This is a genomic window from Trichocoleus sp. DQ-U1, from assembly GCF_039961925.1.
Classification (GTDB): Bacteria; Cyanobacteriota; Cyanobacteriia; order Cyanobacteriales; family FACHB-T130; genus FACHB-T130.
This window is the reverse complement of record NZ_JAMPKB010000173.1, coordinates 1-2,047: the sequence shown is the minus strand read 5'-3', so window position 1 is coordinate 2,047 and position 2,047 is coordinate 1. Positions and strand designations below refer to the sequence as shown.

The following is a 2,047-nucleotide window of genomic DNA, read 5'->3' as shown; positions in this document are numbered from 1 at the left end:
TAACTGTGTGTATGGCATCGCCCCCTCCTTAAGTTGCTCCTTGTCTCTCCTTAATTTTGCAATTCGACGATCGCCAACTGGCACACTATTTTCTCATTCATGCAGGAGGTCTAATGAAGAAGAATGGGTTTACATTTTGTCGGGCCGAGGTATTGCGGAAATTGGAGATGTGGAGTGCGAAGTCGGGCCAGGAGACTTCATGGGCTTTGGGCTACCTCAACAACCCCATCATCTTCGTAATCCATTCAATGAAGACCTTGTATATCTGATAGGTGGAGAAGCAGGACGCTTAGATGTTGGCGTTTTTCCTCGGCTTGGTAAACGAGTGATTAGGGATGGTGAGTCAGCTTACATATTTGATGAATCAGCGCTTCAACTTTTCTGGAGCAGCAAGCAATCTACTGAGGATTGATATCTCTTGGAGTGGTCGTGGCATAACAACCCTAGTGCAGCGGCCACTTGTGGAGTTAAATAAAGTGTTGGCAACCGCTGACCAAGAGCGTTAGGCTGAAATTTGTTCTAAGTACAGCTAGGGTTCATAAAAAAGACTTGAGGGATCACAAAATGCAAAGCCAGAATATAGATTTAATCCGAACCCTCTTTCAAAGCCGCTTAGCGACTCTTGAGCATCTCTTGAAGTCAGCTCAGACTCATTTTTGTGATGACGAGTTGTTCCTTCAAAAGCGCATTGCAGCTGACATGCTTCCGTTTGGTACACAGATTGCTTTCACCTGCAATCAACCACGCAACTTTGCTCTCTGGTGTGATGGCAAACCTGCGAATAATCTAGATCCAGAGGTCACATCTCTTGCACAGGCATACGAGCACATAGCAAACACTAAGGAACTTCTTTTGGGTGTTAACGCTGAAGATGCAAAGCTAGCTGAGGTGACGCGCATTGACTTGGGTCTGAGCCTCTACGTCGAGTTGTCTGGTAATGCCTACGTGAATGAATTTCTAATTCCAAACTTTTACTTCCATATGGTCACGGCTTACGATATTCTTCGCATGGCTGGTGTACCAATTGGAAAACGAGATTACATGATGCACTTGGTGCCATTAATCAGAAAGGATGAAGCCTAACTATTCAAATGCAGCGAACGGTCAAGAGTCACTCGCTCTAAATTCGGGATTATTGCCACAGCGTAAACCAGTGCCATAAAGCAACTTAATTAAAAGTTGATATACGCCGGATAACTTTTGAAGAATTGCTAAAACTTCATCTTTTGTCAAAACGGTTGGTAAATAGTTAGATTTCTTTGCACGAACTGCATTGACTTTCAAATCTAAATCTTGTTTTAATACCTCTTTTTAGAGAAACAAAACAGCATGAAGTGCTTGATTTTGCGTTGATGCAGCCACATTTTCATTGACAGCAAGATGTGTTAAAAATTCTTCAATTTCCTTACTTCCCATATCTTTGGGATGGCGCTTATTATGAAAAAGGATATAGCGTCTAATCCAATAGATATAGGTTTTCTCTGTTTGATAAGAATAGTGCTTAAGCCTGATAACATCTTGCACCTGTTCGAGGAGTTTCTTTGGACGTTGTTCCATTGGAAGTTGTGCAGAAAATTCCGTGTCATATCCTAAATAAGGATGTTATACGGAAAATTTCTATATAACATCAAGGGATACAAGGAAAAATTCTATATAATCCTCCTGTAAAGGGTGGTTATACGGAAAAATTCTGTATAATACCTAAATAAGCGGGTAAAAAAGAAGTTTTCCGTAGATTCAGGCAAGAATCCGTTATAACGCTTGATGTATTAGGATTGAGAAAAAGATTATACGGAAACTTTCCGTATAATAAATAGTTAGCTATACTAAGAATGTTTTAGCAGCATCACTGCTAGACAGCCAAATCATTGGCAGTATGGAGTCTTCGTGAATCTGGTTTAAATTCTGATAAAGGTGTAGGATGGCAATTATTATAAGTGCTTAAGCAAAATTAATTACATATTCGGTTCCGACTTTTTTTAGCACATTTTTGACATACTTTACTAAACTTTTCCAGTCCCGATAAGCCTCTATCTCTATCCATTCA

General features: G+C 40.3%; 3 protein-coding genes and 1 pseudogene. 2 read left to right on the top strand and 2 right to left on the bottom strand.

Features of this window, described 5'->3' with window-relative positions:
• Positions 1–412, top strand: a 412-nt coding sequence (locus NDI34_RS28075) for a cupin domain-containing protein (protein ID WP_348234493.1), incomplete at its 5' end; no start/stop codon positions are given.
• Between the two features lie 152 nt (positions 413–564).
• Positions 565–1,083 carry a DUF1993 domain-containing protein gene (locus tag NDI34_RS28070; protein WP_348234492.1) on the top strand — a complete coding sequence of 173 codons (519 nt, stop codon included), beginning with the start codon at positions 565–567 and terminating at the stop codon, positions 1,081–1,083.
• A 228-nt stretch (positions 1,084–1,311) separates the two neighbouring features.
• On the opposite strand, the gene NDI34_RS28065 is transcribed toward NDI34_RS28070, so the two are convergent.
• Both NDI34_RS28065 and NDI34_RS28060 read right to left on the bottom strand, forming a co-directional pair.
• Entirely contained in the window at positions 1,312–1,557 is a 246-nt protein-coding gene (locus NDI34_RS28065) for a phage integrase N-terminal SAM-like domain-containing protein (protein ID WP_348234491.1), read from the bottom strand.
• 384 nt (positions 1,558–1,941) lie between these two features.
• Positions 1,942–2,047, bottom strand: a pseudogene (locus tag NDI34_RS28060) (IS630 family transposase); the annotation flags it as partial.